14 protein-coding genes and 1 pseudogene are annotated in these 20,592 nt (G+C 61.8%); 7 read left to right on the top strand and 8 right to left on the bottom strand.

The genetic code is table 11. The annotated features are described in order from the left end of the window. Positions 1-284 precede the first annotated feature (284 nt). The 3 genes and pseudogenes from BHC62_RS29240 to BHC62_RS27195 form a co-directional block, all read left to right on the top strand. Positions 285-1,376 (top strand): annotated as a pseudogene (locus BHC62_RS29240) (methyl-accepting chemotaxis protein); the annotation flags it as partial. Continuing rightward, the gene (locus BHC62_RS29235) at positions 1,353-2,282 is read left to right on the top strand and encodes a methyl-accepting chemotaxis protein (RefSeq protein WP_371128902.1); all 930 of its coding nucleotides are present in this window, start codon (positions 1,353-1,355) and stop codon (positions 2,280-2,282) included. The pseudogene BHC62_RS29240 and the gene BHC62_RS29235, both read left to right, overlap by 24 nt. 129 nt (positions 2,283-2,411) lie before the next feature. Continuing rightward, a complete protein-coding gene (locus tag BHC62_RS27195) occupies positions 2,412-2,852 on the top strand; it encodes a hypothetical protein (protein WP_029291972.1) in 441 nt (146 codons plus the stop codon). Here the strand turns inward: BHC62_RS27195 and BHC62_RS02495 are convergent. Both BHC62_RS02495 and cra read right to left on the bottom strand, forming a co-directional pair. Beyond that, positions 2,772-3,575, bottom strand: a complete 804-nt coding sequence (locus tag BHC62_RS02495) for a TatD family hydrolase (protein WP_070994125.1) — start codon at positions 3,573-3,575, stop codon at positions 2,772-2,774. The two genes, BHC62_RS27195 and BHC62_RS02495, sit on opposite strands and share 81 nt — an antisense overlap. A 2-nt stretch (positions 3,576-3,577) precedes the next feature. After that, the gene (gene cra / locus BHC62_RS02490; RefSeq protein WP_070994124.1) at positions 3,578-4,573 is read right to left on the bottom strand and encodes a catabolite repressor/activator; all 996 of its coding nucleotides are present in this window, start codon (positions 4,571-4,573) and stop codon (positions 3,578-3,580) included. A gap of 294 nt (positions 4,574-4,867) precedes the next feature. Between cra and ptsP the strand changes: the two genes are divergently transcribed. Genes ptsP through BHC62_RS02475 form a run of 3 tightly spaced genes read left to right on the top strand, consistent with a single transcriptional unit; the run spans position 4,868 to position 10,386 of the window. Beyond that, positions 4,868-7,726: a phosphoenolpyruvate--protein phosphotransferase gene (gene ptsP, locus BHC62_RS02485; RefSeq protein ID WP_070994123.1), complete on the top strand. Its 2,859-nt coding sequence runs from the start codon at positions 4,868-4,870 to the stop codon at positions 7,724-7,726. Next, positions 7,727-8,668 (top strand): 1-phosphofructokinase, encoded by a 942-nt coding sequence (pfkB, locus tag BHC62_RS02480; RefSeq protein WP_029291966.1) that lies wholly within the window; start codon positions 7,727-7,729, stop codon positions 8,666-8,668. It begins immediately after the preceding gene. Positions 8,669-8,679: 11 nt separating this feature from the next. Next, positions 8,680-10,386 carry a PTS fructose-like transporter subunit IIB gene (locus tag BHC62_RS02475; RefSeq protein ID WP_070994122.1) on the top strand — a complete coding sequence of 569 codons (1,707 nt, stop codon included), beginning with the start codon at positions 8,680-8,682 and terminating at the stop codon, positions 10,384-10,386. Between the two features lie 341 nt (positions 10,387-10,727). Here the strand turns inward: BHC62_RS02475 and BHC62_RS02470 are convergent, their stop codons facing one another. The 6 genes from BHC62_RS02470 to BHC62_RS02445 form a co-directional block, all read right to left on the bottom strand. Further along, complete coding sequence (locus BHC62_RS02470) at positions 10,728-13,253, bottom strand: sulfite reductase flavoprotein subunit alpha (RefSeq protein ID WP_083335406.1); 2,526 nt, start codon at positions 13,251-13,253, stop codon at positions 10,728-10,730. Positions 13,254-13,566: 313 nt separating this feature from the next. Continuing rightward, on the bottom strand, positions 13,567-14,730 hold the full coding sequence (locus BHC62_RS02465; protein ID WP_032861941.1) for a type III PLP-dependent enzyme: 1,164 nt from the start codon (positions 14,728-14,730) through the stop codon (positions 13,567-13,569). 425 nt (positions 14,731-15,155) lie between these two features. Next, positions 15,156-16,313, bottom strand: a complete 1,158-nt coding sequence (locus tag BHC62_RS02460; RefSeq protein WP_029291958.1) for a betaine/proline/choline family ABC transporter ATP-binding protein — start codon at positions 16,311-16,313, stop codon at positions 15,156-15,158. Beyond that, positions 16,310-16,963 carry an ABC transporter permease gene (locus BHC62_RS02455; protein WP_027604864.1) on the bottom strand — a complete coding sequence of 218 codons (654 nt, stop codon included), beginning with the start codon at positions 16,961-16,963 and terminating at the stop codon, positions 16,310-16,312. The genes BHC62_RS02460 and BHC62_RS02455 overlap by 4 nt, the downstream gene beginning before the upstream one ends. A gap of 13 nt (positions 16,964-16,976) precedes the next feature. Next, positions 16,977-17,870 (bottom strand): glycine betaine ABC transporter substrate-binding protein, encoded by an 894-nt coding sequence (locus tag BHC62_RS02450; protein WP_029291956.1) that lies wholly within the window; start codon positions 17,868-17,870, stop codon positions 16,977-16,979. 20 nt (positions 17,871-17,890) lie between these two features. Further along, positions 17,891-18,643, bottom strand: coding sequence for an ABC transporter permease (locus BHC62_RS02445; protein WP_262375158.1), 753 nt, complete (start codon positions 18,641-18,643; stop codon positions 17,891-17,893). Between the two features lie 295 nt (positions 18,644-18,938). On the opposite strand from BHC62_RS02445, the gene BHC62_RS02440 reads away from it, so the two are divergent. Further along, positions 18,939-20,522 carry a peptide chain release factor 3 gene (locus tag BHC62_RS02440; RefSeq protein WP_029291952.1) on the top strand — a complete coding sequence of 528 codons (1,584 nt, stop codon included), beginning with the start codon at positions 18,939-18,941 and terminating at the stop codon, positions 20,520-20,522. Positions 20,523-20,592: the final 70 nt, after the last annotated feature.

The raw sequence follows: 20,592 nt of genomic DNA, 5'->3' as shown, positions 1-20,592 counted from the left end.
TTTGTAGGAGCAAGCTCGCTCCTACAGAAGGCGATGACCGCTTAACTGACTGGCAATTAGGGCAAGCCCGCTCCCACAGAGAATCTGTTGTGGCTTCAAAAAATCGGTTGGCGGCTAAGCTCCGCCGATCGCGTTAACCTTAAGTTACAAAACTCCCCGCCGATTTAAGCTATACAGACAGCGCGCCCAATAGTGGCTTTCTGCCGCTGCCCTGCGCCTTCAATAAAAATAAAAGAAAAGGGAGTTCATCTGTGAAGAGCTTGCTCTATCCCGCCATCGCGTTGATGAATCGCCTGAGCTTCGGCATGAAGTTCAGCCTGATCAGTGTGTTGTTTTTCCTGCCGATGCTGGTGACCAACTATTACCTGGTCCGGGATTCCTGGCGTGAGTTCCAGGGCACCCAGGTTGAGTTGCGGAGCCTGGACCTGCTGGGCAGCAGCCTGATCCTGCGCCGCGACCTGGAAACCCTGAACAATCAGGTACAAATCAACGCCACCCTCGGCCAGGCGGGCAAGGCGGGCGATATCGAAAGCCAGATCAGCACACTGGAACAGCGTGTCCTTGAACGCCTGCAAGGCTTCCAGGCGATGACGGTCGACCCCGAGCAGGTTGCGGTGTTCGAGGGCAAGCGCGACGAGATGATCGCGGCCTTCAAGGTCCAGCAAAGCGAATCCTCGTTGTTGAGCAAAAGTGCGCTGATCGGCAAATTGCTCAACAAGGCGCAGATGTTCAGCCAGATCATCGCCAGCCAGTCGGGGTTGAGCCGTGATGTGCAGGGCGATGTGCGCCAACTCAGCGAACTGGTGACCAGCGTCACCCCGCAAGTCACCCAGACCTTGGGCGAGGGCCGGGCCATGGGCGCGTACTCCCTGGGCCAGGGTTTTCTCAACTCATCGTCCAGCACGCGCTTTGACGAACTGCTGCAGCAATTGGAGAAGCTCCAGGCCGAATACGGCCTGAAAGTGCAGGACGCCCTGGGCTCCAGCAAGGCCGCCCATGGTTCCCTGGACGCTCTGGCCCAAGCCAGCCAGGCCAGTCTCAAGCAGGGCAGCGAACTGTTCGAGGAACAGGTAGTGATGGCCGAAACCCTGGAGACGCCGTGGCAGGCTTTCTATGATCAAGTGACTGCCTTGATGGCCAAGACCTACCAACTGGACGACGCGACCCTGTCCTTCCTCGACCAGCAATTACAACAACGCCTGGCCCAGAACCGTACGCACATGGTGCTGCTGGTGGCGGCGCTGGCGGCGGTGTTTTTGTTGATCTTCTATTTGTACGGCGGCTTCTATGCCTCGACGCGCACCACCCTGCGCCGCCTGGGGGCGATGATGGATAAGGTCGCCGCCGGGGATATGACGGTCAGCTTCAAGTCCCAGAGCCGCGATGAGCTGGGTGAGTTGGGTGAAGTGTTCAATGGCACCGTGGCCAAAATCCACGACCTGATCGAACGGGTCGGGCAGACCGTCCAGGAAGTCGAGCATCAGGCCGGGCAAGTGGAGTCGGTTTCGGCGCGCAGCAACCAGGCGGTGTCGGGCCAGCGCAGTCAGATCGAACAGGTGGCCACGGCCATGAACCAGATGTCGGCGACCGCCCACGAAGTGGCGCGCAGTGCGGCGGCGGCTGTCAGCAGTGCCCACAGCGTCAACGATGAAACCCTCAGCGGGCGTGGCCTGGTGCAATCCCAGCAGGGCAGCATCGCGCAACTGGCGTCGGAGATCGACCAGTCAGTGCTGGTGATCAATCAATTGGCCATCGACAGCCAATCCATCAGCAGCGTGCTGGAGGTGATCAAGAGCATTGCCGAACAAACCAACCTGCTGGCGTTGAACGCGGCCATCGAGGCGGCGCGGGCGGGTGAGCAAGGGCGCGGGTTTGCGGTGGTGGCCGATGAGGTGCGCACCCTGGCCCGGCGCACCCAGCACTCCACCGAAGAAATCGAGCAAATGATCGCCAAGCTGCACCAAGGCGTCGGCGCGGCCGTGAAGGCCATGGGCAGTAGCCATAAAATGGCCAGCGGTACGGTCGGCCAGTCGGAAAAAGTCCAGTTGGCCCTGGAGAACATCCTGGGCGCGGTAGGCATGATCGTCGATCAGAACCAGCAAATCGCCGCGGCGGTGGAGCAACAGACGGCGGTGGCCCACGACATTGACCAGAATATTGTCGAGATCAATCGGGCTGGCGAGCACGCGGCCCAGGGCGCGCACCAGACCGAAGAGGCCAGCCGGCAACTGTCCCTGCAGGTGATTGAACTGAAAAAGCTGATCGGTGCATTTCGCGTGTAGGACGCAGACGTAGGCTTTGTCTGTTGGATGTGTGGTGCATGTCCTGTTTTCCCGCGTGAGCTTCTCTCGCAACGAGATTGGGTGAGAATTTGTTTCACACCCCATCCAGCGCTCCCGGGAGGCAGGGTCATGACCGAGACTACCCTTGGCGTGAAAGGGCATTGCGCCCATTGCGATATCACCTTTGCACTCAAGCCCTGGCAGCTCAATGCCATTGCTCTGAACGAGCCTTTTGATTGTCCGTATTGCCACAAAGTCCTGCAGCTCAATTGCCCCCGGCAACTGCGCCAGTTGAAGTCCCTGGACAACCTGGCTTTGCTGCGCCCCAGCATGCTCGTGTTGACCTGCGTGGCTTTATTGGTGGCCCTGGTGGTCGAGTGGGTCGGCCTGATCAGCAGGGTCGGACAACTGAACGTGTCGCTGGTGGCGATCCTGATTCACTTCCTGACCCTGCGCCATGCCCGCCACCGGCATCGCATGACCCTGACGCTACAGGCGGTCAACCCCATCATCGAGCGGCCAGTTGAACAGTTCGCAGGCGTTGCGGGTGCTCGCTTCGGCCAACGCTGAAGGGCTGATGCCCATCCGCTCGGCCAGGGCAGTGCAGATGGCCGGCAGGTGCTGCGGGCTGTTGCGTTGGCCGGGGTACATGGCGGGCGCCATATCCGGCGAGTCGGTTTCCAGCACCACTGATTCCAGCGGCAGTTGGGCGATGACCTTGTGCATGCGCAAAGCCTGGGGCCAGGTCGGCGCGCCGCCCAGGCCCAGCTTGAACCCCAGCTTGATGTATTCGCGGGCTTCTTCGCGGCTGCCGGCGAAGGCATGGATAATCCCGCCCCGGGGCAAGCGGATGCGCTTGAGGGTGGCGATGACGGCCGCGTGGCTGCGCCGCACATGCAACAGCGCCGGCAGTTGGAAGTCCACGGCCAACTGCAATTGGGCTTCAAACAGGACTTGCTGGCGCTCGCGGTCCAGGTGCTCGAGAAAGTAATCCAGGCCGATCTCGCCGACGGCGCACAGCTGGCGATGCCCCTTGAGGCGTGTCAGCCAATCCCCCAGTTCGACCAGGTCTGTGGGGCGATGCTCATCCAGGTACACCGGATGCAGGCCAAATGCCCCGTACAGGTCCGGGTCCTGTTGGGTCAGGTCCCATAACCGTTGCCAATTACGCTGGTACACCCCCAACACCACCATGCGCCGCACGCCGAGCTGACGGCTGTGCTTGAGCACCTCGTCGCGATCTGCGTCGAAGTCCTCGAAGTCGAGGTGGGTGTGGCTGTCGACCAGCTCCATGCCTATATCTCGTGAATCCGCTGCTTGAAAGTCCGGCCGATGGCATGCACACCCGGCTGGTAGTGCTGCTCTTCAATCGCCGCCAGTGCCAGGCGCAGGGCCGTGTCGGCGATCAGCGCGTGTTGCTGGGCCATGGCGTTGACTGGCAGCGGCAGGAAGTCCAGTAATTGGGTGTCACCGAAAGTGCCGAGGCGTAGCGATCGGGACTTGAGCGGGAAGTCATGCAGCGCATCAAACACCCCTTGCAGTAGCACGTAGGAAGTGGTCACCAACGCATCGGGTAAATGCCCCAGGCGTTGCAGGAGTTCTTCCATCAACTGGCGGCCACAGTCGCGGCTGAAGGCATCGCCATGCTCGATCAGAATATCGCCCTTGAAGTCGTGCAGGGCTTGCTGGAAACCTGCCGCACGTTCCTGGCTGATGCTCAATTCGGGGTGGGCGCCGATCAACGCGATCTGCCGGGGCAGCGGTTGCAGCAGGCTGCTGGTCAATTGCTGGCAGGCCTGGCGGTCATCGCTGACCACCGAGCAGAACTGCTCAGGCGCCATCACCCGGTCGATGGCGATCACCGGCAGGCCCTTGGCTTGCAGCTCGCGATAACTGTCATCGCTGGCGGGCAGGCAACTGGCGACGAACAGGGCATCGCAACGCCGCGCGCGGAACAGTTGCAGCAACTGGCGCTCGCTGTTGGCATCATCGTCGGAACTGGCGATCAGCAACTGATAGCCACGGGCCCGTGCGCCTTGTTCCAACAGCTTGGCGATCCGTGCGTAACTGGGGTTTTCCAGGTCCGGCAGGATAAAACCCAAGGTGCGCGTGTGTCGGCTGCGCAACCCGGCGGCCTGGGGATTGGGGGTAAAGCCATGCTCCTCGACCACCGCGCGCACCCGTTCGACGGTGGCGCTGCTGATCCGTTGCTGTTCGGCCTTGCCATTGATGACGTAGCTGGCGGTGGTCACGGACACACCGGCTATACGTGCGATATCACTGAGTTTCAAACCGGGATTTCCTTGTTTTTTAGAGCTTGCCCCGACATTTTGTCCAATCGTAACCGATTACTGCAGGCGACCATTGTCGCAACTCAAGTGCCGAGTGGTGCTTCAAGAATGCAGAATTACCCAGTAATCTGCCAGAAAATCTAGATTAAACGTTTCAGCAAGGGTATTTTTACGATGTTCGCCGCTGAGTAGTCACTGCCAATTGACTGCTCAGTCAGTTTTTCATGAACAGATTTGCGCTGATTTATTCAAAACAATACCTAGTGCGCACACCGCACTAACTAGGAGAAAGGCATGCTTGAGCTCACCGTAGAGCAGATATCCATGGGCCAGGTGGCTGTGGATAAGTCTGCTGCCTTGCAACTGCTCGCCGAAAAACTGGTAGCCGACGGCCTGGTCGCCGAAGGCTACCTGAGCGGCCTGCAAGCCCGTGAAGCGCAAGGCTCGACCTTCCTCGGCCAAGGTATTGCGATCCCCCACGGCACCCCCGAAACCCGCGACCAGGTGTTCGCCACCGGCGTGCGCCTGTTGCAGTTTCCCCAAGGTGTGGATTGGGGCGATGGCCAGATCGTCTACCTGGCGATTGGCATTGCCGCCAAATCCGACGAACATCTGCGCCTGCTGCAACTGCTGACCCGCGCCCTCGGTGAAACCGACCTGGGCCAGGCCTTGTGCCGCGCCACCTCGGCCGATGCGCTGCTCAAACTGCTGCAAGGCGCGCCCCAGGAGTTGGCGCTGGATGCCCAGATGATCGGCCTGGGCGTATCCGCCGACGATTTTGAAGAGCTGGTGTGGCGCGGCGCCCGCCTGCTGCGCCAGGCCGACTGTGTGAGCAATGGTTTCGCGGCGGTCCTACAGCAAGTCGATGCACTGCCCCTGGGCGATGGCCTGTGGTGGTTGCACAGCGAACAAACGGTCAAGCGTCCAGGCCTGGCCTTCGTCACCCCGGACAAGCCCATGCGCTACCTGGGCCAACCCTTGAGCGGCCTGTTTTGCCTGGCCAGCCTCGGCGAAGCTCATCAGGCATTGCTCGAGCGCCTGTGCGCCTTGCTGATTGAAGGGCGCGGCCAGGAACTGGGACGTGCCACCAGCAGCCGCGCGGTTCTCGAAGTGCTGGGTGGCGAATTGCCCGCCGACTGGCCCAGCGCCCGGATCGCCCTGGCCAACGCCCATGGCCTGCATGCGCGGCCGGCCAAGGCCCTGGCCCAACTGGCGAAGAGCTTCGACGGTGAAATCCGCGTGCGGATCGTGGACGGGCAGGGCGGCGCCGTGTCGGTCAAGAGCTTGAGCAAACTGCTCAGCCTCGGCGCCCGGCGCGGTCAGGTGCTGGAATTTGTCGCCGAGCCCGGCATTGCCAACGACGCCCTGCCGGCGTTGTTGGCGGCAGTACAAGCCGGCCTGGGCGAAGAGGTCGAGCCGCTGCCGGCCGTCAGTGCGCGGGTCGAAGAGGTCGAGAGCGAGCCGCCATTGCGCGCGCCCGCTTCCGGCAGCCTGATCCAGGCCATCGCCGCCGCCCCCGGGATTGCCATCGGCCCGGCCCATATCCAGGTGTTGCAGCCTTTTGACTATCCACTGCGCGGCGAGTCGGCCAGTGCCGAGCGCGAGCGTTTATCCGCGGGGTTGCGCGAGGTGCGCGCTGATATCCAGGGTTTGATCGAGCGCAACACGTCCAAGGCGATCCGCGAAATTTTCATCACCCACCAGGAAATGCTCGACGACCCGGAACTGACCGACGAAGTCGACACCCGGCTCAAACAGGGCGAAAGCGCCGAAGCCGCGTGGATGAGTGTGATCGAAGCCGCCGCCAAACAGCAGGAGTCCTTGCAGGACGCGTTGCTCGCCGAACGCGCCGCCGACCTGCGGGATATTGGCCGGCGTGTGCTGGCGCAACTGTGTGGTGTCCAAACCCCACAGGAACCCGACGAGCCCTACATTCTGGTGATGGATGAAGTCGGTCCATCGGATGTGGCGCGCCTCGACCCGGTGCGAGTGGCCGGGATTCTTACCGCACGCGGTGGTGCTACGGCCCACAGCGCCATCGTCGCCCGCGCCCTGGGAATCCCGGCGCTGGTCGGCGCCGGGCCGGCGGTGTTGCTGCTGGCCTCGGGCACGCCTTTATTGCTCGACGGCCAGCGTGGGCGCCTGCATGTGGAGGCCGATGCCAGCACTTTGCAGCGCGCCATCCAGGAACGCGATACCCGCGAGCAACGTCTGCAGGCCGCTGCCGCACAGCGCCATGAACCGGCCTTGACCCGTGACGGGCATGCTGTGGAAGTGTTCGCCAATATCGGCGAAAGCGCCGGTGTGGCTGGCGCCGTCGAGCAGGGCGCCGAGGGTATTGGCCTGCTGCGTACCGAGTTGATTTTCATGGCCCATTCCCAGGCCCCGGACGAAGCCACCCAGGAAGCCGAATACCGCCGTGTGCTCGACGGCCTGGCCGGCCGTCCGCTGGTGGTGCGCACCTTGGATGTGGGCGGTGACAAGCCGCTGCCTTACTGGCCGATTGCCAAGGAAGAAAACCCGTTCCTCGGTGTGCGGGGCATCCGCCTGACCCTGCAACGCCCACAGATCATGGAAGCGCAACTGCGCGCACTGTTGCGCTCGGCGGACGGTCGCCCGCTGCGCATCATGTTTCCCATGGTCGGTAGCGTCGATGAATGGCGCCAGGCCCGGGACATGACCGAACGTTTGCGCGAGCAGATCCCGGTGGCGGACCTGCAATTGGGGATCATGATCGAAGTACCTTCGGCGGCGCTGCTGGCGCCGGTATTGGCCCAGGAAGTGGACTTCTTCAGCATCGGCACCAATGACCTGACCCAGTACACCTTGGCGATCGACCGTGGCCACCCAACCCTGTCGGCCCAGGCTGACGGCCTGCACCCGGCGGTGTTGCAACTGATCGACATCACGGTGCGTGCGGCTCATGCCCATGGCAAATGGGTGGGTGTGTGTGGCGAGTTGGCAGCGGATCCGCTGGCGGTGCCGGTGCTGGTGGGCCTGGGTGTGGATGAGTTGAGTGTGTCGGCGCGCAGTATTCCCGAGGTCAAGGCCCGGGTGCGTGAATTCAGTCTGAGCGAAGCCCGGGGCCTGGCGCAGCAGGCACTGGCGATGGGCTCCCCTGCCCAAGTGCGTACGCTTGTGGAGGCCGTGTAAATGGCGAAGATTCTGACCCTGACGCTGAACCCGGCGTTGGACCTGACGGTGCGTTTGGCGTGCCTGGAACCGGGTGAGGTCAACCGCAGCGAAACCCTGCTGACCCATGCCGCCGGCAAGGGCGTGAACGTGGCGCAGGTGCTGGCTGATTTGGGCCATTACGTGAGCGTCGGTGGATTTCTCGGCGCGCAAAACCCCGAGGCTTTCGAGGCCCTGATCGCCAGCCGCGGGTTTGGCGATGCGTTTATTCGTGTGCCGGGCGAAACCCGCAGCAATATCAAGATTGCCGAGCAGGATGGTCGGGTCACCGATATCAATGCACCGGGGCCGCTGGTGAGCGAAAAGGCGCAAGCGCAATTGCTCAAGCTGATCGCGGTGATCGGCCCCGAGTTCGATGCGGTGGTGGTCGCCGGCAGCTTGCCGCGGGGCGTCAGCCCGCAGTGGTTCCAGGGTTTGCTGGAGACGCTCAAAGACCTCGGTTTGAAAGTCGCCCTGGACACCAGTGGCCAAGCGCTGCGTGCTGGCTTGAAAGCCGCGCCGTGGTTGATCAAACCCAACACTGAAGAACTCGCTGAAGCGCTCGACTGCCCCACGCAAACCATCGCCCAACAAGCCCGCGCGGCTGCGCATTTGCACGCCCAAGGCGTGGAGCATGTGGTGGTGTCCCACGGGGCCGACGGTGTGAACTGGTTCAGCCCCAACGCAGCGTTGCACGCCACGCCGCCCAAGGTCAGCGTCGCCAGTACCGTGGGTGCCGGCGACTCCTTGCTGGCGGGCATGCTGCACGGCCTGCTCAGCGGCGAAGCGCCCGAGCAGACCCTGCGCCGCGCCACCGCGATTGCCGCCATGGCGGTCACGCAGATCGGTTTCGGCATCAGCGACGACGCGCAACTGGCGCGTCTGGAAAGCGGCGTGCACGTACGCCCGCTGACAGAACAATAAGAGGGTTTGTGATGAAATTAGCCATTGTTACCGCCTGCCCCAACGGCATGGTCACCAGTGTGCTGTGCGCCCGCTTGCTGGACGCCGCCGCGCAACGCCAGGGCTGGAGCACCAGCGTCGAAGTGGTGGATGCGAACCACCCCGAGCGCGCACTTTCCCAGGCCACAATTGACGCGGCCGAGTGGGTGTTGCTGGTCGCCAGCACGCCCGTGGACATGCAGCGCTTTGTCGGCAAACGCGTGTATCAGAGCACCCCGGCCCAGGCGTTGCAGGACGTTGAAGCGGTGCTGCAACGGGGCGCGCAAGAAGCCCAGTTGTACGTTGCCAGCGCCAGCGTGCCGACCGTAAAAAACGCACCGCGCATTGTCGCCATCACGGCCTGCCCTACCGGCGTGGCCCACACCTTTATGGCCGCCGAGGCATTGCAGCAGGCCGCCAAGGCCAAGGGCTATGACCTGCAGGTGGAAACCCAGGGCTCAGTGGGCGCACGTACACCCTTGAGCGAGCAAGCCATTCGCGATGCCGATGTGGTGCTGCTGGCCGCCGATATCGAAGTGGCCACGGAGCGCTTTGCCGGCAAGAAAATCTACCGTTGCGGCACCGGCATCGCGCTCAAGCAATCCGCCGCGATCCTCGATAAAGCCCTGGCCGAGGCCCAGCAGGAAAGCGCCGCCAGTGGCGCGGTAGCCAAGACGGAGAAAACCGGGGTCTACAAACACCTGCTGACCGGGGTGTCGTTCATGTTGCCGATGGTGGTGGCGGGGGGCTTGTTGATTGCCCTGTCCTACGTGTTCGGTATCCACGCTTACGAGCAGCCCGGTACCTTGGCGGCGGCCCTCAGGGCGGTCGGCGACCACGCCTTCACCCTGATGGTGCCGCTGCTCGCCGGCTACATCGCCTACTCGATCGCCGACCGTCCGGGGCTCGCGCCGGGGATGATCGGCGGGCTGTTGGCCAGTACCCTGGGCGCGGGCTTTATCGGCGGGATCTTCGCCGGTTTTCTCGCTGGCTACAGCGTCAAGCTGATCACCCGTGTGGTGCCGTTGCCGCAGAGCCTGGAGTCGCTCAAGCCGATCCTGATCATCCCGTTACTGGCGAGCCTGTTCACCGGCCTGGCGATGATCTACCTGATCGGCCCGCCCGTGGCGCAAATGCTGGCAGGCCTGACCGACTTCCTCAGCACCATGGGCACCACCAATGCGGTGCTGCTGGGTATCTTGTTGGGCGGGATGATGTGCGCCGACCTCGGCGGGCCGATCAACAAGGCGGCCTACGCGTTCTCCGTCGGCCTGCTGGCCTCCCAGAGCGGCGCGCCGATGGCCGCTACCATGGCGGCGGGCATGGTGCCGCCGATTGGCATGGCTATCGCTACGTTCCTGGCCCGGCGCAAGTTTGCCCAGACCGAACGCGAAGCCGGCAAGGCCGCGTTGATCCTGGGCATGTGCTTTATCTCGGAAGGCGCCATCCCGTTCGCTGCCAAGGACCCGCTGCGTGTTATCCCGGCCAGCATCGCGGGTGGCGCATTGACCGGTGCCTTGTCGATGTACTTCGGCTGCAAGTTGATGGCACCCCATGGAGGGCTGTTTGTGATGCTGATCCCGAACACGATCAACCATGCGCTGCTGTATCTGGCGGCGATCGTTGCCGGCAGCGTGCTCACCGGGTTGGTATACGCCGTGATCAAGCGCCCCGAGGCCGTCGAGCTGGCAGTCGCCTAACTAACCCCCGTAGGAGCCGGCTTGCCGGCGATGGCGGCCGCGAGGTTGACGCAAGGCTCAAGGGCCTCGTCGCTGCATCGGTATCTACACCACTTTCAGAAACTGACGATCTTCCCTGTGGCGAGCGGGCTTGTCGGAACGCCGCATCGCCCGCGCTGGGCTGCGAAGCAGCCCCAACAAGCCCGCCGCGTTTCTTCAGATAAACCGCGATAGGCGGGTTTAGGGCTGCTTCGCAGCCCAGCGCGGGGCAAGCCCGCTCGCCACGGGGGGGCGTCAGTTTCTAGATGTTGTGTAGATACTTATGCTCATCGCTGGCAAGCCAGCTGGAACCATCATGTTTGTCAGTAGACATCCCGGCGGTAACGGCCCTGTTCGATCAGCCGTTCCACGGCTTCACTTCCCAGGACCTCCACCAACACCTGATCGACCCCCGCCGCCATGCCCTGCAAACTCCCGCATACATAAATCACCGCGCCATCGGCCAGCCATTTACGCAGCACATCGGCGGATTCGCGCAGGCGATCCTGAACGTAGACCTTCTCTGCCTGGTCCCGCGAAAACGCCAGGTCCAGTAACGCCAGGTCGCCACTGGCCAGCCAGCCTTGCAGCTCGTCCTGGCAATGGTAGTCATGGGCGATGTTGCGTTCGCCAAACAGCAGCCAGTTACGTTGCTGACCGTCGGCGATGCGTGCCTTGAGCAAGCTGCGCAAGCCCGCCAGGCCGGTGCCGTTGCCCAGCAGAATCATCGGCACTGGGTCGACTGGAAGGTGGAAACCGCTGTTGCGCCGTACACGCAGGCTGATCGCCGAACCCAGTGGTGCGTGCTCGGTCAGCCAGCCGGATGCCAGGCCCAGGCTGCCGTCGCTATGACGCTCCTGGCGCACGATCAATTCCAGCACGCCATCGCTGGCAATCGAGGCGATGGAGTATTCGCGCATGGCCAACGGCACCAGTGCATCCACCAGGGCGCGCGCATGCAGGCCGACCAGGTGTACGCGATTGTCCGGCAGCTGACGGCCGGCAAGCACCTGTTCCAAGGGGCGCGCCAAGCCATCGATCAGTACTTCGTCCGTGCCGGCAATGCCCAGGCCATCGAGGAAATGTTCGACGGCCCACGGACAATTGCGCGGCACGACTTCCACCAGGTCGCCGGCCAGCCAGTCACGTGGTGCGGGCGGGTTGAGCCCCAACAGGTAGACACCCGAGCCGCTGCTGTCAGGGTTGAGCAGGGTGCGTTGGCTCAAGGTCCAGTTCTCGTAGCTGGCGCTGGCCCATGCAGCTGCCGGTGCGTGGCCGGTGATCTGGCCCAGTTGTTGTTGCCAGTGCAGCAGGGCTTCTTCGTCGCCGCTGTCGACCTCGACCGGGGCGAACAAGGCGTTGCCGCCCTGGTTGGTCAGCCAGAAGTGCAGGCGCCGGGCAAAGCCGCAGAAGTGTTGGTATTGACGATCGCCCAGGGCCAGCACTGAATAGTTCAGGCCCTTGAGACTAAGGTCGCCGCCCAGCACGCTGCGTTCGAAGCCGCGTGCGCTGTCCGGTGCTTCGCCGTCGCCGAAGGTACTGACCACAAACAGTGCATGTTCCGACTGGCGCAAGTCCTCTTCGCTGACGCTGCCCAGGGATCGCACCTTGACCGGCAACCCGGCGGCCTGCAATTGGCCGGCGGTCTGCCAGGCCAGCTGTTCGGCAAAGCCGCTCTGGCTGGCGAAACCGATCAGCCAGGCCGGTGCATCACTGCGGTTGCTGCCCAGGCTTTTGCGGGCATCGCGCACCTGGCGCTTTTTGCGACGGCGGTCGAGGTACAGCAGCCAGCCGGTAATAAAGAACAACGGCATGCACAGCGAAGTGATGGTGAGGATGATCCGCCCCGCCAGGCCGAAATAACTGCCCACATGCAGCGCATAGATGCTGGTCAGCAACTGCGCCTTGAGGCTTTTGTCGGCATAGCGCTCGACGCTTTTGACCACGCCGGTGGCCGGGTCCAGGTTGATCTGGTTCAACGCGCGGTCATGGGGAGAACTCTGCAACAGGTAGTAGACCGTGGCCGGTTGTCCGGCGACAGCTGGCATACGAATGTTGTAGGCGCTCAAGTGCGGGCCGGCGGTGCTGTAGATGCTGCTCCAGATGGCGTCGTAGTTGGCGACGGGAGCGGGCCCCGCAGGCGCTGGGCCACGGTTGCGCACCCGCTCGTTTTGCGGGGCATCGGACAACAATCGGGTCAGGCCTTTGCTGTACCACTCGTAGGACCAGTACAGGCCGGTGAGCGCCGCCAACAGATAGAACAGCAAGCACCACGTGCCGAACACCGAGTGCAGGTCCCAGTTGAAGCTGCGGCCTTTCTTGCGCCAGTCCAGGGTCAACCAGGCGCGCCAGCTCGCTACCTGGCGCGGCCAGCGCAGGTACAGGCCAGAGAGGCAGAAGAAAATCAGGATCAGCGTACAGGCACCGGTGATTTGCCGGCCGGTATCACCGATGGCCAGGAAGCGGTGCAGTTGCAACATCAAGCCGAAAAAATCCTGGCCGACGGCGTCGCCTAGGTAGTCGCCGGTGTACGGGTCGAAGTAGCGCATCTGCCCCCGGCGTTCGCCCGCTGGCGGCGTGAAGAAGACGCGGGCGGCGTTGCCACTTTCGCTTTCCACCCACAGCATGGACACGGTCTTGCCTTCGGTGGCTTCGAGTTTGCGCACCAGTTCGGCGGGTGGCAGCACACCGGCAGGTTGCTTCTCCACAGTCAGTACCGTCGGGTTGAGCGCCCGCAGGATCTCATCCTGGAACGAGCACGCAGCCCCGGTAATCCCCATCAATGCCAACACCAGCCCGGCGGTAATGCCGAAAAACCAGTGCAACTGGAATAGGGTCTTCTTCAACACGTCGGACGGCCTCGCTGAGCTGGATAGGAATTTTACGGCGCGCATTATGCCGTGAGTTGTCGAGAAAGATTCCTTTTTACATACAAAAGCCCCGGGCATCCGATGCACGGGGCTTTTGTATGTAACGTCCAGCCGCTTAGCAGTGGAGGCGGGTGGTCAACAGTGGCGTACGACCGGCTGCACAAGGCGCAGCTTGAAACCCTGTAGGAGCGAGCTTGCTCGCGAAGATCGCTAACGATAACGCGTACATTCAGAATGAACGCGTCGTTCTCGGGTTCTTCGCGAGCGAGCTCGCTCCTACAGTGGGCCTGTGTCAGACGTAGAAGGATTTCAGCGGTGGGAAACCGTTGAATTCAACTGCGCTGTAGCTGGTGGTGTACGCACCGGTGGACAACCAGTACAGGCGATCACCAATGGCCAGGTTCAGCGGCAGGCCGTACTTGTAGTTTTCGTACATGATATCGGCGCTGTCGCAGGTAGGACCGGCGATGACCACTTCTTCCATCTCGCCTTTTTTCTCGGTCCAGATCGGGAACTTGATGGCTTCGTCCATGGTTTCGATCAGGCCGGAGAACTTGCCCACATCCGTGTACACCCAACGCTCGACGGCGGTGCGCGATTTACGTGCAACCAACACTACTTCACTGACCAGGATCCCGGCGTTGGCGATCAACGAACGGCCTGGCTCCAGGATGATTTCCGGCAGTTCGTCACCGAAGTCTTCCTTGAGGAAGCGGATGATTTCCTCGGCGTAGGTTTCCAGGCTGTTGGTACGGGTGATGTAGTTGGCCGGGAAGCCGCCACCCATGTTGATCAGCTTGAGGTGGATGCCGTCTTCTTCTTTCAAGCGCTCGAAGATCACCTTGACCTTGGCGATGGCTGCGTCCCACACGCTGATATCACGCTGTTGCGAACCGACGTGGAACGAGATGCCGTAGGGCACCAGGCCCAGGTCGCGGGCGAGGATCAGCAGGTCCATGGCCATGTCGGTCTGGCAGCCGAATTTGCGCGACAAAGGCCAGTCGGCCGTGGTCGAGCCTTCGGTGAGGATACGCACATACACTTTCGAACCCGGCGCGGCCTTGGCGATGTTGCGCAGGTCGGCTTCGGAGTCGGTGGAGAACAGGCGCACGCCTTTCTCGTAGAAGTAGCGGATGTCCTTGGATTTCTTGATGGTGTTGCCGTAGCTGATACGGTCGGCGCTGACGCCACGGTCCATGACCTTGTCCAGCTCGTAGATCGAGGCGATGTCGAAGCTCGAGCCCTTGTCTTTCAACAGGTCGATGATCTCGACGGCAGGGTTGGCCTTGACGGCGTAGTACACCTTGGCGAATTCGAAACCGGCGCGCAGGTCGTCGTAGGCCTGGCTGATCATCGCGGTGTCGATCACCACGAACGGGGTTTCTTGCTTGTCGGCGAACGCCTTCATTTTGTCAAACGTGGCGCGCGCGAAATAGTCTTCGACATTGATCGACATGCTGGGAACTCCTAAGGGCAAACTGAAATTAACAATGGGTGCAAATGAACGTCCTCCGTATCCCCACTTTGGTTCGCCTACTTCCCAAGGCATGTCGCCGAAAGCAAAAAGGCCATGGGATAAGCTTCCCTTGGCCTTGCTGTCTCGTCGTCAGTACTTGAGCCGGATGGATCGTTTCCAGCATGGACGTTCGGCGCGAACTTTAGGGCGTGAGGGGCTTGAGATCAACTAAAAATGTCGCGTTTTTGCACGCGTTCGTCGCGAGGCGCAGTGCAGCTACTTATGTAACCGACCGGTGTGACGGATTGATGTTCCCCGGATGGGGCTGATCAGATGGATTTGCGGTGTATTCATCGCAGGCAAGCCAGCTCCTACAGGGATTGCATTCCAACTGTGGGAGCTGGCTTGCCTGCGATAGCGGTCTATCAGGCCAAGGCAGTCTCGGCAGGCGACACGATACTGGTCTTGCCCCCACGGGACTTGCCGGAGCTCAGGTACTCGGCAATCGACTCCTGGGTCACTTCACCCAAAAACACCCGCTCGGCATCCATCACCGGCAGCCACGAGCGGTTGAACTCGTACATGCGTGACAACAGGATGCGCAAGTGCTCGTCAAACGCTGCGGTGGCGTTGAACTCGCGCAGGTATTGGGCGCAGGTACCGGTCTGACGATGCAGGTCGCGACGTCGTACATACCCCAGCGCCTTGTTCTCGGCGCAAGTGACCACCACATAGCGGCGGTCATGCTCGTCCATCAATTCCAGGGCATCGGCTACCGGGGTTTCCGGGCTGACCGACGGGGCGTTGTCTGCCGCGTCTTCGGCCTTGACCAGCAGCAGGCGCTTGAGGGTGCTGTCCTGGCCGACAAAGTTGCTGACAAACTCGTCGGCAGGATGGGCCAGCAGGGTGTCCGGATGGTCGATCTGCAACAGCTTGCCGGCGCGGAAGATGGCGATCTTGTCGCCCAGCTTGATTGCTTCGTCGATGTCGTGGCTGACCATGATCACGGTCTTGTTCAGCGCGCGTTGCATCTCGAAGAACTCGTTCTGGATCATCTCGCGGTTGATCGGGTCGACCGCGCCGAACGGCTCATCCATCAGCAGCAGCGGTGCGTCGGCCGCCAGGGCACGGATCACGCCGATCCGCTGTTGCTGGCCGCCCGACAGTTCGCGCGGGTAGCGGTGCAGGTACTGCTTGGGTTCGAGCTTGATCATGCTCATCAACTCGCGGGCGCGGTCGTGGCATTTTTGCTTGTCCCAGCCCAGCAGCTTGGGCACGACCACGATGTTTTCCTCGATGGTCATGTTGGGGAACAGGCCGATCTGCTGGATCACGTAGCCGATGTTGCGGCGCAGGGTCACTTCGTCGAGGTCGGTGGTGTCTTCGCCGTTGATCAGGATCTTGCCCGAGGTGGGCTTGATCAGGCGGTTGATCATTTTCAGCGTGGTGCTCTTGCCACAGCCCGAGGGGCCGAGGAATACGCAAATCTCGCCTTCATTGACGGTCAGGCTTACATCGTTGACGGCGGTGACAGTCTTGCCGTTGCTTTGGAAGGTCTTGGACAGGTTTTGAAGTTCGATCATTTGAGCAATCCTTTTGGAGTCAGCGAGCGTTGCAGCCATTGCAGAAGCAGGTCGGCGAAGATGGCCAGGAGACTGACCAGCACGGCGCCAACGATCAGCATCGACATGTCGCTGCGGCTGATGGAAGCCAGAATAAGTACACCCAGACCACCGGCACCGATGGTGGCGGCAATGGTCATCACACCGATGTTCATCACGACGGCGGTGCGCACGCCGGCGAGGATCACCGGCACGGCGATGGGCAACTCGACCATGCGCAGGCGCTGGCCGAAGGTCATGCCGATGCCTTTGGCGGCTTCGCGAATGCCCGGTTCGACGCCGGTCAGGGCCAGGTAGGTGTTACGCATGATCGGCAGCAGGGAGTAGAGGAACACCGCGGTGATCGCCGGCATCGGCCCCAGGCCCTGGCCGAACTTGGAGTAGAACGGCAGCAGCAGGCCGAACAGCGCAATCGACGGCACGGTCAGCAACACCGTGGCGCTGGCCTGCAACGGGCCGGCCAAGGTCGGGAAGCGGGTCATCAGCACGCCCAGGGGCACGCCTACGACAATCGCGAGGATCACGGCGATACCGACCAGGGTGATGTGCTGCCAGGTCAGGTGCAGGACTTGGGCCCAATCAAGATGGGAAAAGGCGTTCAGGAATTCCATGTCTTCTCCTCTTTTAGTTGAGTGGGTGCTGGCGCAGGAAATCAGCGGCAACGGCGGATGGGCTTTCATGGTCGACGTCGACCCGCGCGTTCAGCTGGCGCATGGTTTCATCGTCGAACAGCGCCGCCAGTGGCTTGAGGTCGGCGGCCAGTTGCGGGTGAGCATCCAGATACACCTGACGCACCACAGGCGCTGCGGTGTAGTCCGGGAAGTAATGCAGATCGTCTTCCAGCAGCTTCAACTTGAAGGCGTTGAGGCGTCCGTCAGTGGTGTACACCAGCCCGGCAAACACTTGGCCATTACGCAGCGCGGTGTAGACCAGGCCTGCGTCCATCTGCCGGGTGTTCTTGCGGGTGAGGTTCATGTCGTACAGCTTGACCATGCCGGCCATGCCGTCGGAACGGTTGGCAAACTCTGTGTCCAGGGCCACCAGGCGGTTTTCCTTGGTGTCCTCGGCCAGGGCCTTGGTCAGGTCGCTGATGCTGTTGACCTGCGGGAATTCCTTGGCCACGTTTTCTGGCAGTGCCAGCGCGTAGGTGTTGCTGAACTTCGACGGCGACAGCCAGACCAGGCCTTTTTTCGCGTCGAGTTCTTTAACCCTTGCGTAGGACTGTTCGCTGTCGAGCTTCTCGTCCACATGGTTGTAGGCCACCAGGGACACGCCGGTGTATTCCCAGATCAGGTCCAGTTGCCCGCTTTCCTGGGCGCTGCGCGCCAGGTTGCTGCCCAGACCGCCGGTCACGCGGGTGTCATAGCCCTTGGTGCGCAGGTACTGGGAGGTGATTTCCGCCAGCAGGGTCTGCTCGGTAAATACCCGGGCACCGATGCGGATCACCGGTTTTTCGGCGGCTTGCGCAATGCCTGCAAACAGCAGGACGCAGCCTAATATCAAGCTCAATTTTTTCATGTCGATTCCTTTACCCAGCCTTAAGACGGACGCAACCCGCGTTCCAGCCAGAGGCGGCTGGCCATGGTCACCAGACCGTCAAGCAGCAAGGCCAGCAGCGCGGTACACGCGGCGCCGAGCAGCAATTGCGGCTGATTGTTCAGGGCGATGCCGGGGAAGATCAGGCTACCCAGGCTGTTGGCACCAATCAGGAACGCCAGCGGTGCGGTGCCGACGTTGATTGCCAGGGCCACGCGCACGCCACCGATGATGATCGGCACGGCGTTGGGCAGTTCGACGCGAAACAACACCTGGCGCGGGGTCATGCCGATGCCGACGGCGGCTTCCTTCAAGGAACCCTGCACGTTTTTCAGGCCTTCGTAGGTGTTGCGCACAATGGGCAGCAAGGAGGCGAGGAACAGGGCGAAGATCGCCGGGCCGCTGCCGATGCCGAGGACGCCGAGGGCGATGGCCAGTACGGCCAGGGGAGGGACGGTGTTGCCGATGTTGAAGATCTGCATGAAGCGTTCTGCACGCCCGACCATGTTCGGTCGGCTAAGCAGGATACCGGCGGGGATGCCCACAACGAGGGCGGCCAGCATGGAGACTAGAACCAGGATCAAATGAGCTTGCAGGTAAAACAACAAATCGTCGCGGTACAGTTCGATCGTGTTGATGCCGATCCAGTGGACCAGCAGGGCCAGGAGAGCGACGACAACCACTCCTCCTATCAGCCCTTTGCCATAGCGAATAGCCACAGGCGGACTCCTTTTTTCTTTTGTCGGCGAACACATTTCCGAGCGGCAATGCCATTCCTGGCTGTCGGCGAATATGGTCGCGAAAAGCAGCTCGCCAATACCGGCAACGCGGTATCAAATCGAGCCATGAGCGCAGCCTCGTCAGGCTAACTTGCTGATTTTTCAGCCCCTGTTACGAGTGCGGTAGCAGGGGAGTGGACGTCTCTACCTTTTAAAAGGTTCCATACTTGGCAGCAATTAGCCACCCCCAATGGGCTGAACGGTGGTCTGGCTCCCTGGGTTTGCGCTATACTCGCCGCCCTTTTTTGACTCACCTGCCAGGCGATTTCCCATGACCCACCAGGCCGCCGAAGTCGCGAAACGCCGCACTTTCGCCATTATTTCCCACCCCGATGCCGGTAAAACCACCATCACCGAAAAGCTCCTGCTGATGGGCAAGGCAATCGCGGTGGCCGGCACGGTGAAATCCCGCAAGTCCGATCGCCATGCCACCTCCGACTGGATGGAGATGGAGAAGCAGCGGGGTATTTCCATTACCACGTCGGTCATGCAGTTCCCCTATCGCGAACACATGATCAACCTGCTCGACACCCCGGGCCACGAAGACTTCTCCGAAGACACCTACCGCACCCTGACCGCGGTGGACTCGGCCTTGATGGTCCTCGACGGCGGTAAAGGCGTCGAGCCACGCACCATCGCCCTGATGGACGTGTGCCGCCTGCGTGATACGCCGATCGTCAGCTTCATCAACAAACTCGACCGGGATATCCGCGACCCTATCGAATTGTTGGATGAAATCGAAGCCGTCCTGAAAATCAAGGCCGCGCCGATCACCTGGCCGATTGGTTGCTACCGCGACTTCAAGGGCGTGTACCACCTGGCCGATGACTACATCATTGTCTACACCGCCGGCCATGGTCATGAGCGCACCGATGTGAAAATCATCGAGAAGCTCGACTCCGACGAAGCCCGCGCCCACCTGGGTGACGAGTACGACCGCTTTGTCGACCAGCTGGAACTGGTGCAGGGCGCCTGCCACGAATTCAACCAGCAGGAATTCCTCGACGGCCAGTTGACCCCGGTATTCTTCGGTACCGCACTGGGCAACTTTGGTGTCGATCACGTGCTTGATGCTGTCGTGAACTGGGCGCCGAAACCCCTGGCGCGAGTTGCCAATGAGCGCACCGTTGAGCCGGTCGAAGAAAAATTCAGCGGTTTCGTATTCAAGATCCAGGCGAACATGGATCCCAAGCACCGCGACCGTATCGCCTTTATGCGTATCTGCTCCGGCAAATACGAAAAAGGCATGAAGATGCGCCACGTGCGCACTGGCAAGGACGTGCGCATCGGCGACGCCCTGACGTTCTTCTCTTCCGAGCGTGAGCAACTGGAAGAAGCGTTTGCCGGCGACATCATCGGCCTGCACAACCACGGCACCATCCAGATCGGCGACACCTTCACTGAAGGCGAAGCACTGGGCTTCACCGGTATCCCGCACTTCGCCCCGGAACTGTTCCGCCGCGTGCGCCTGCGCGACCCGCTCAAGTCCAAGCAACTGCGCCAGGGCTTGCAGCAATTGGCCGAAGAGGGCGCCACTCAGGTGTTCTTCCCCGAGCGCAGCAACGACATCATCCTCGGCGCCGTCGGTGTGCTGCAGTTCGATGTGGTCGCCAGCCGCTTGAAAGAGGAATACAAGGTCGAATGCTCCTACGAGCCGATCACCGTGTACTCCGCGCGTTGGATCGATTGCAGCGATAAGAAGAAGTTGGAAGAGTTCTCCAACAAAGCGGTGGAAAACCTCGCCATCGACGGCGGCGGTCACCTGACCTACCTGGCGCCGACCCGGGTCAATCTGGCGCTGATGGAAGAGCGTTGGCCGGATGTGAAGTTCCGCGCTACCCGCGAACACCACTAAGGTACCGGGTGGTACTAAAAAGGGCGAAGCCGTGATGGCTTCGCCCTTTTTTGTCGCCGCTGTCCCGTCT

The sequence above is a fragment of the Pseudomonas sp. 06C 126 genome (assembly GCF_001855215.1).
Classification (GTDB): Bacteria; Pseudomonadota; Gammaproteobacteria; order Pseudomonadales; family Pseudomonadaceae; genus Aquipseudomonas; species Aquipseudomonas proteolytica.
The sequence above is the reverse complement of the archived record's forward strand: the minus strand, read 5'-3'. Positions and strand labels throughout refer to the sequence as shown.

Bases quoted from the DNA above. Each gene is read 5' to 3' on its own strand.
- BHC62_RS29235 (WP_371128902.1), top strand. From the start codon at position 1,353: ATGACGGTCAGCTTCAAGTCCCAGAGCCGCGATGAGCTGGGTGAGTTG.
- BHC62_RS27195 (WP_029291972.1), top strand. From the start codon at position 2,412: ATGACCGAGACTACCCTTGGCGTGAAAGGGCATTGCGCCCATTGCGAT.
- BHC62_RS02495 (WP_070994125.1), bottom strand. From the start codon at position 3,575: ATGGAGCTGGTCGACAGCCACACCCACCTCGACTTCGAGGACTTCGAC.
- ptsP (WP_070994123.1), top strand. From the start codon at position 4,868: ATGCTTGAGCTCACCGTAGAGCAGATATCCATGGGCCAGGTGGCTGTG.
- pfkB (WP_029291966.1), top strand. From the start codon at position 7,727: ATGGCGAAGATTCTGACCCTGACGCTGAACCCGGCGTTGGACCTGACG.
- BHC62_RS02475 (WP_070994122.1), top strand. From the start codon at position 8,680: ATGAAATTAGCCATTGTTACCGCCTGCCCCAACGGCATGGTCACCAGT.
- BHC62_RS02465 (WP_032861941.1), bottom strand. From the start codon at position 14,730: ATGTCGATCAATGTCGAAGACTATTTCGCGCGCGCCACGTTTGACAAA.
- BHC62_RS02460 (WP_029291958.1), bottom strand. From the start codon at position 16,313: ATGATCGAACTTCAAAACCTGTCCAAGACCTTCCAAAGCAACGGCAAG.
- BHC62_RS02455 (WP_027604864.1), bottom strand. From the start codon at position 16,963: ATGGAATTCCTGAACGCCTTTTCCCATCTTGATTGGGCCCAAGTCCTG.
- BHC62_RS02450 (WP_029291956.1), bottom strand. From the start codon at position 17,870: ATGAAAAAATTGAGCTTGATATTAGGCTGCGTCCTGCTGTTTGCAGGC.
- BHC62_RS02445 (WP_262375158.1), bottom strand. From the start codon at position 18,643: ATGTGTTCGCCGACAAAAGAAAAAAGGAGTCCGCCTGTGGCTATTCGC.
- BHC62_RS02440 (WP_029291952.1), top strand. From the start codon at position 18,939: ATGACCCACCAGGCCGCCGAAGTCGCGAAACGCCGCACTTTCGCCATT.